Annotated in this window: 7 protein-coding genes; 6 read left to right on the forward strand and 1 reads right to left on the reverse strand. The window is 64.4% G+C overall.

Going from position 1 to position 7,690, the window contains the following annotated elements; all coding sequences use genetic code 11:
• Positions 1 to 1,428 (reverse strand): AAA family ATPase (locus DH10_RS18960; RefSeq protein ID WP_192385232.1); only part of this gene is annotated, 1,428 nt, incomplete at its 3' end.
• A gap of 334 nt (positions 1,429 to 1,762) precedes the next feature.
• Between DH10_RS18960 and tssA the strand changes: the two genes are divergently transcribed.
• The 6 genes from tssA to tssF all read left to right on the forward strand — a co-directional run.
• Positions 1,763 to 2,959 (forward strand): type VI secretion system protein TssA, encoded by a 1,197-nt coding sequence (gene tssA, locus DH10_RS18965; RefSeq protein WP_192254524.1) that lies wholly within the window; start codon positions 1,763 to 1,765, stop codon positions 2,957 to 2,959.
• 5 nt (positions 2,960 to 2,964) lie between these two features.
• Positions 2,965 to 3,501, forward strand: a complete 537-nt coding sequence (tssB, locus tag DH10_RS18970; RefSeq protein WP_126101673.1) for a type VI secretion system contractile sheath small subunit — start codon at positions 2,965 to 2,967, stop codon at positions 3,499 to 3,501.
• A gap of 3 nt (positions 3,502 to 3,504) precedes the next feature.
• The gene (gene tssC, locus DH10_RS18975) at positions 3,505 to 5,010 is read left to right on the forward strand and encodes a type VI secretion system contractile sheath large subunit (RefSeq protein ID WP_192254522.1); all 1,506 of its coding nucleotides are present in this window, start codon (positions 3,505 to 3,507) and stop codon (positions 5,008 to 5,010) included.
• 50 nt (positions 5,011 to 5,060) lie between these two features.
• Positions 5,061 to 5,543 carry an Hcp family type VI secretion system effector gene (locus DH10_RS18980; protein ID WP_192254520.1) on the forward strand — a complete coding sequence of 161 codons (483 nt, stop codon included), beginning with the start codon at positions 5,061 to 5,063 and terminating at the stop codon, positions 5,541 to 5,543.
• Positions 5,530 to 6,282 carry a type VI secretion system baseplate subunit TssE gene (tssE, locus tag DH10_RS18985; RefSeq protein ID WP_192254690.1) on the forward strand — a complete coding sequence of 251 codons (753 nt, stop codon included), beginning with the start codon at positions 5,530 to 5,532 and terminating at the stop codon, positions 6,280 to 6,282. Before DH10_RS18980 ends, tssE begins: the two co-directional genes overlap by 14 nt.
• Position 6,283: 1 nt before the next feature.
• Positions 6,284 to 7,690: type VI secretion system baseplate subunit TssF (gene tssF / locus DH10_RS18990; protein WP_192385233.1), on the forward strand; the 1,407-nt coding region annotated here is incomplete at its 3' end.

Below are 7,690 nucleotides of genomic sequence, written 5' to 3' on the forward strand. Positions count from 1 at the left end.
GGCGTCGACGCGGGCTTGCCGGTCAGCGACCTCGATGCCGATCGCCGCCTCGCGGCCGATGATGCCGCGCTCGACCTCCAGCGCCTGGCGGCGGCGCAGAATGTCCTCGACCTCGGCGGGCGTGGCATGCTGCGAGATAGCGACGCGGGCGCAGGCGGTATCGAGCAAGCTGACTGCCTTGTCCGGCAGCTGCCGCGCCGGGATGTAACGATGCGAAAGGGCAACCGCAGCCTCGATCGCCTCGTCGAGGATCTGCACCTTGTGGTGCTGCTCCAGAACGCCGGCAACGCCGCGCAGCATCAGCACGGCCACCGCTTCCGACGGCTCGTCGATCTTGACCACTTGGAAGCGGCGCGTCAGCGCCGGATCCTTCTCGATGTGCTGCTTGTATTCGGCCCAGGTCGTGGCGGCGACGGTGCGCAGCTCGCCCCGCGCCAGCGCCGGCTTCAGGAGATTGGCGGCGTCGCCGGTGCCTGCAGCACCCCCGGCGCCGATCAGCGTATGCGCCTCGTCAATGAACAGGATGATCGGCATCTCGGATGCCTGGACCTCGTCGATCACCGCCTTCAGCCGCTTCTCGAACTCGCCCTTGACGCTGGCGCCTGCCTGCATCAACCCGACATCGAGCATCCGCACGCTGACATTCTGCAACGTCGGCGGCACGTCGCCCTGAGCGATACGGAGCGCAAATCCCTCGACCACCGCCGTTTTGCCGACGCCGGCTTCGCCGGTCAGGATCGGGTTGTTTTGCCGGCGTCGCATCAGGATGTCTACGATCTGCCGGATCTCCGGATCGCGGCCGACCACCGGATCGATCTTGCCGTCGCGGGCGCGCTGGGTGAGATCGGTGGCATATTTCGCCAGCGCAGAATCCCCGCCCGGACCGCGCTTCATCGGCGTCTCGGCAGCGGCTGCGGCGGGAGCTGAGCCGGCTTCGAGCGAGCCTTCGGTGACATCGGCGAAGCGGGAAATGACGCCGTCGGCATCGATCTTGTCGAATTCGGCGCTGATCTTCGATACCAGGCCTTCCAGCACCGGCGTCTTCAGGCAGACAAGCAGGATGTGGGCGCTGCGCACCTCCTCCACGCCGAATTCCAGCGTCGCCAGGTTCCAGCCTTCCTGGATGGCGTGGAAGATGTGGTCGGAGAATTCCTCAACCGAGGTCGCGCCGTAGGGCAGCTTGTCGATGGCCCGGGTCATGTCGGCCGTCAGCCGGCTGACGTCCAGCCCGGCATCGGCGATGATCATCTGCACGTCCGAGCGCTCGGACAGCACGAGTTGCTGGATGAAGTGGACGAGCTCGACATAGGGATTGCCGCGCAGCTTGGCCGTGTCGGCCGCGGCCTTGAAGGCGCGCACCCCCGTGGCGTTGAGCTTAGCGACCAGTTCCTTACGCTTGAAGCTCTGCGATGACCGGCGCTGTTCCATCGAACCTGCTCCCGCAATCTGCCGACTGTACCCTGCCATATAAGCGGCTGCTTGACAAAGCCGTGTGACGGATAAGGCGTTTGGATCTATCCGACCGGCACCGCCCGGTTACACAAGCTCTGCAATGTCGTGCAACAAACACCGGATCGCGGTCCGGGCTATGCGAGCCATTTCACATACCCGGCCCGGCAATCGCGCAATGGGTTTCGCCGAAAGAAGACGGTCGCGTTTAGCTTCCGTTAGTTTTTGAGCAGCTGCTCAATTGTGGTACAGTGAGACCGTGTGATAACGTCGCGTCACATAGGGGTCTCAGGGCCGCTGGCTGGGGGTTTGTGTGATTGATCTCGCACTCTGGCTGAATCCTCTGAACGGTGAGAATCCGTCGGGAGAGGACTTGCGCAACGACCCGGCCTTTCATGAGCTGGAGCGCCTGACCGAACCGCAGCTCAAGGTTGTCCACGACGGCAACAACAAGCCTGCCTCGCAATCCTCCCCGGTCGACTGGGCGGCTGTCCTCGACAAGGCGGAAGAGCTTCGCTCCCGCGGCCGGGATTTGCGCCTTTTGGTCATCGTCGCGCGCGCTCTGGCCAACGAAGAAAGGCTGGCCGGCCTCGCCCAGGGCCTGACGCTGATCGCCCGGACCATCGACCAGTACTGGGACACGATGCATCCGGCATTGCGGCCGAACGCGACGCCGCGCGACGCCGCCTTGCGCCGCATCAACGCGCTCCTCGATCTCCAGAATGGCCAGGAAGGCCTGTTGGCGAACCTGCGCGAGACGATCTTCTTTTCGCCCCGCCAGGTCGGGCCGATCAGCGGACGCGACCTGGAACAAGGCGCGCTCGACGAGCGCGTCATGCTGCAGGAAGCAGCTTCGGGGCTGGGCGCTTCCGAAAAGGCGGCGCTGGCGACTGCTCACAGCCAGCTCCTGAACCGGGTGCGCAGCGGTTGCGCGGCACAGATCGACCAGGCCGGCGACACGATGACCTCGCTGCTCGCCGACGTCCGCGCGGTGATCGCCGCCCTTGACGAGGTCGATGCCGCTCTCAACAAGCGCATCGAAGGCAATGGCCCCACCATCCCGGAATTGAAACGGTTCTTGCAGCGTTTGCTGACGACGCTGGAGCGGAATTCGGCTGCCGTCACTGCTGCGAACGGGGCCGCAAAGCCGGCCCAGCAGCCGGCGGAACCGGCAACGCAAGCCCGAAACGGTCATCGACCGGAAGGGATGGGGGCCGAAGCGATGGGAGCCGAAACGATGGCAAGCGGCTATGCGGAACCGAGTGTCGGGCTGCCCGACCGGATCACGTCGCGCGACGACGTCGTCAAATGCCTCGACCTCGTCGTCGCCTTCTACGACCGCACCGAGCCATCGAGCCCGATACCGCACCTCGCCCGCCGCGTGCGCCGCATGGTGCACATGGATTTCGTGGAACTGATGGAAGATCTCGCCCCGTCGGGGCTGAAGGAATTCCGGCTGCTTGCCGGTGTCCCCGATCCCAAGAAGCCGGCCCAGAAGGATGAAAGGTAACAAGCATGCCAGCAGAGAGCAAAGCGAAGGTCATCGAAAGAAACCGCGCGCCGCGCGTGCAGATCGCCTACGACGTTGAGACCTACGGCAGCCCGACGACGATCGAACTGCCGTTCGTCATGGCCGTGATGGCCGATCTTTCAGGGGCTTCACAGACCAAGGAAGCGATGAAATCGGTTCTGGACCGCACCTTGGTCGAAACCGACGCCAACCGCTTCCCCAAATTCATGGAAGCCATGGGACCGCGGGTGAAGGCGCGGGTTAAGAACACGCTGCCGCAAGCCGAGGGCGCCGAACGCGACGAAGAGCTCGCGGTCGATCTCACCTTCTCGAAGATGGGCGATTTCGCGCCCGACAAGATCGCCGAACAGGTCCCGCAACTGGCCGAGATCCTCAAGATGCGCCGTCAGCTCGAGGAGCTGCTCGGCTTCATGGACGGCCGCGTCGACGCCGAAAAGCGCATCGCGCAGCTTCTCAACAACGAGCCGCTGCTGAGCAAGATCGCCAGCCAGGCGATGGATGACGGCAAGGGCGAGGAGTAAGTCATGGCTGAACAGCAAAAAACCGCAGCCGCCACCGCCGAGGCGGAAGCGATAGACCTCGGCGAATTCAGCGGACTCCTGGAAAAGGATTTCAAGGTCAAGAAGGACGACAGCGAAAAGCTGCAGCAGTTGGTGCGCAACCTGGCGCTGGCAGCGCAGTCGCGCTCCGAGACCACCACCATCTCTTCCAACGCGATCAAGTCGATCAAGTCGCTGATCGCCGGCATCGACAAGATGCTGACGACGCAGGTCAACGAGATCCTGCATGCGCCGGAAGTGCGGGAAATGGAAGGCACCTGGCGCGGCCTCTGGTATCTCGTCAACAACACCGAGACGGATACCAAGCTCAAGATCCGGGTGATGAACATCTCCAAAGAACAGCTGGCCGACACGCTCGAAGACTATGAAGGCCAGATGTGGGACCAGAGCCCAATCTTCAAGAAGGTCTACACGGACGAGTATTCGATGCTGGGCGGCGAGCCGATCGGCTGCATCATCGGCGCCTACGAATTCTCGAACCATCCGCGCGACGTCGGCCTGCTGCGCAACATTTCGGGCGTCTGCGCCTCGGCGCACACGCCCTTCATCGCCGCCGCCTCGCCGCGCCTGTTCCGCATGGACAGCTGGCAGGAACTGCCGAACCCGCAGGACCTGCAGATGATCGTCAACAACCCCGCCTATGCCTCCTGGCAGTCGCTGCGTGAGAGCGAGGACGCCCGCTATATCGGCCTCACCATGCCGCGTGTGCTGGCACGGCTGCCCTACGGCCCGGAGACCGTTCCGGTGAAGGGCTTCACCTTCGAGGAGGAGGTGGGCGGCGACCACAACAAATATGTCTGGATGAACGCCGCCTTCCCGATGGGCGTGAACATCAACCGCAGCCACAAGCTCTATGGCTGGGGCACGCAGATCCGCGGCGTCGAAAACGGCGGCACGGTGCTCAACCTGCCGGTGCATGCCTTCCCGACCGACGACGGATCGATCGCGATGAAATGCCCGACCGAGGTCGCCATCGACGACCGGCGCGAGGCGGAGCTCGCCAAGCTCGGCCTGATGCCGATCCTGCACCGGAAGAACACCGACCTTGCCGCCTTTATCGGCGCCCATTCATTGCAGGACGACGAGACGCGCGCCGGCCGTCTGGTCGATCCCGACGCGCAGTCGAACGAGCGGCTCTCCGCCAACCTGCCCTATCTTTTCCCGGTCTCGCGTTTCGCGCACTACTTGAAGGCGATCGCGCGCGACAAGATCGGCTCGTTCAAGGAACGCACCGACATGCAGATCTGGTTGACCGAATGGATCAACCGGTACGTGCTGGCCAATCCAGCCTTTGCCGACGATAAGGCGCGCGCCAAGCGCCCGCTTGCCGCGGCCGAGGTCCAGGTCGACAGCGTCGAAGGCCGGCCCGGTTACTACAATGCCCGTTTCTATCTGCGTCCGCACTACCAACTGGAAGGCATCAATGCCTCGCTCCGGCTGGTGTCGGAACTGCCGTCAGTGAAGGGCTGAAATCATAAGCAAAGTCATCTTGTTTCGTTTGAAAGCGGTGGAGAAAGACAATGCCGACAACAGTGAGAAGCGACGGACCTACCACGAAGATCGACGGCTTTTTGAAAGTTCCTGACATCAAGGGCCCGAGCAAGCGCGATGGCCACGAAGACGAGATCGAGATCCATGGCGTCGACTACAAGATGATCGCGCCCTACGACCCCAATTCGCTGTCGCGGCGCGGTCGCGTGTCGATGGGGATGATCAAATTCACCAAGCACTACGACAAGTCTTCCCCCTACCTGAAGAAGGCGCTGTTCGAGAACAAGGCGCTCGACGAAGTGGTGTTTTCGGCCCGCCGCACTATCGACGGCGAGACCAGCGACTATCTGGTCGTGACGCTCACCGACGCCTCGATCATGGAATACGACATGCGGCAGGCCGCCGACGAGGCCGACCTCATCGAGGAAGAAGTCAGCTTCGCCTACAAGAAGATCAAATTCGTCTATGACAAGGACGACGAGATCGAAATGGATGTCTATGTCGGCAAGTGAGGCCAAGCGGCCCGGCGCGAAAGCGCAGCTTGCCGGCAGTTCCCGGGCAAAGCGCGAGGCGGTCCAGCCCTCCCTGTGGGACCGCCTGATCAACGATTTGCCCGGCCTGACCTCGGAGATCGACGGGCTGCGTCGGCTGCTGGAAGAAGAGCTCGGTGCCGAGCGCGTCGAGGCTCTTCTTGCCGGCAGCGCGCGCGCCATCGATGCCGATGCGGAACTCACGCCCGATCAGAAGCGGCGCCTGCACCGTCTGGTCTTCCAGACAGAGCACCGCGCCGAGATCGAAAGCCGCGGCGTGGTGGTGTCGGCGCGGGTGCTCAGGGAAGCCGTCCGGCGCGACATCGAGGCCTTGTTCAACACCGAGCGCTTCGAGTCCGTGCCGCTGCTTTCCGACGCCGAGCAGGAACAGCCCCTGGACGAACTGCCGCCGCTCGCCGACTTTCCGGAGGTGCGCCGCAGCGTGGTCAACTACGGCGTGCCGTCCTTTTCCGGACGCTCGTCGCGGGACTTCGACCGCGATACCTTGGCGCGCGAGATCCGCGCGGTGCTCGCCACTTTCGAGCCGCGTCTGAAGGAGAGCGCCACGACGGTCAATGTCACCCTCGGCGACAAGAGCGTCGGTCTGAAGATAGAGATCGACGCCGTGCTGATCATGACGCCGACGCCGGAACGCATGCGGCTGCGCACCACGATCAATCTCGACAACGGCCTGGCGCGAACCGAATTCAGGGAGACCTGAGATGGATCGGGTCTTCGTGGAATATTACGAAGAGGAACTGACCCATATCCGCGCGCTGGCCGCGGAATTCGCCGACATGCATCCGGCGGTCGCCCGCAATCTCTCCCTCGACACGGTGCCGTGTCCCGACCCCTATGTCGAACGGCTGCTCGACGGCGTGGCCTTCCTTGCCGCGCGCACGCGGCTGAAGGTCGATGCGGAGCGCTCGCGCTTCTCGCGCGCCGTGCTCGATGTGCTTTATCCCGACCTGGTCACGCCGGCGCCGGCAACGGCGATGGCGGTGCTGAAGCCCGGCCAGCAGGTGCAGTCGATGATCGGAGGCCATGCCGTGGCTCGCGGCACGCGACTGGTCTCCAGCCTGCATCCGGGGCTCTCGACGCGCTCAACCTTCACCACCGCGCAAGAGATCACGTTGTGGCCGATCGCGATCACCTCGGTCAGCTATTTCCAGGACCGCAGCGGCCTTGCTGCCGCGGGCATCGGCCCGATCGGCAGCGTGCGCGGCGAAGCAGCGCTGCGCATCGCGCTTGCGCGGACCGGAAAGGGCAAGCTCAGCGAACTGTCGCTCGGCCGGCTCGACCTCTATTTCGCCGGGCGCACCAAGGCGCCGCTCCTTTTCGACGCGATCTTCGGCGCCTGCTCGGCCGTCGGCGCACGGGCGGAAGGCAAGACCAATCAGCTCACGGCCCTGCCCGAGCCCGAGATGGTCGGCATCCGCGACGACGAGGCGCTGATGCCGCGGACCCGCCCGACCTTCGAGGGCTACCGGCTGCTGCGTGAATATTTCATGATCCCGGAGCGCTTCCACTACGTGCGGGTCGCCGGCCTGCAGCCGGTGGTGCGCAAGTGCGAGGGGGGAATAGAGATCATCTTCCTGTTCCGGCGCCCGGTGCCCGAGCTTGCCGACGTGACGCCGGCCGATTTCGAGCTCTTCGTGACGCCCCTCATCAATCTCTTCGAGCGCGAATGCAACGTCGTCGAGATCGATCCGCGCAAGACGCGGCAGGTGCTGCATGCCGACCGCACCCGGGCGCGGGATTTCGAGATTTTTCGTGTCACCCGGGTGGAAGACGCCGATGCGGAAGGCAGCGAGGCCGAGATCCCCGAGCTTTTCAGCCTGGGGCAGAATCGCGGCAGCGGCTGGGTCTATTCGACCGAGCGGCGCCCTCGCCGGGCGACGGAAGACGAGCGCCGCGACGGCCTGACCCGCACTTCCTATACGGGCGACGACGTGTTCCTGGCGGTCTCGCGCCCGGCGGGCAGCCCGGCGAACCGGCCGCTCAAGCGTCTCGACATCACGGCGCTCTGCACCAATCGCGACCTGCCGATCCTGGACGACACGCCGACGCTGACGCTGGAGACGGCCGACCCGGTAGAAACGGTCCGGCTGCTCGGCGCGTTGCGGCCG

The organism is Mesorhizobium silamurunense, assembly GCF_014843825.1.
Taxonomy (GTDB): domain Bacteria; phylum Pseudomonadota; class Alphaproteobacteria; order Rhizobiales; family Rhizobiaceae; genus Mesorhizobium; species Mesorhizobium silamurunense.

Excerpts from the sequence above, each read along its gene's own strand:
- tssB (WP_126101673.1), top strand. The coding sequence starts at position 2,965 with ATGCCAGCAGAGAGCAAAGCGAAGGTCATCGAAAGAAACCGCGCGCCG.
- tssC (WP_192254522.1), top strand. The coding sequence starts at position 3,505 with ATGGCTGAACAGCAAAAAACCGCAGCCGCCACCGCCGAGGCGGAAGCG.
- DH10_RS18980 (WP_192254520.1), top strand. The coding sequence starts at position 5,061 with ATGCCGACAACAGTGAGAAGCGACGGACCTACCACGAAGATCGACGGC.
- tssE (WP_192254690.1), top strand. The coding sequence starts at position 5,530 with ATGTCGGCAAGTGAGGCCAAGCGGCCCGGCGCGAAAGCGCAGCTTGCC.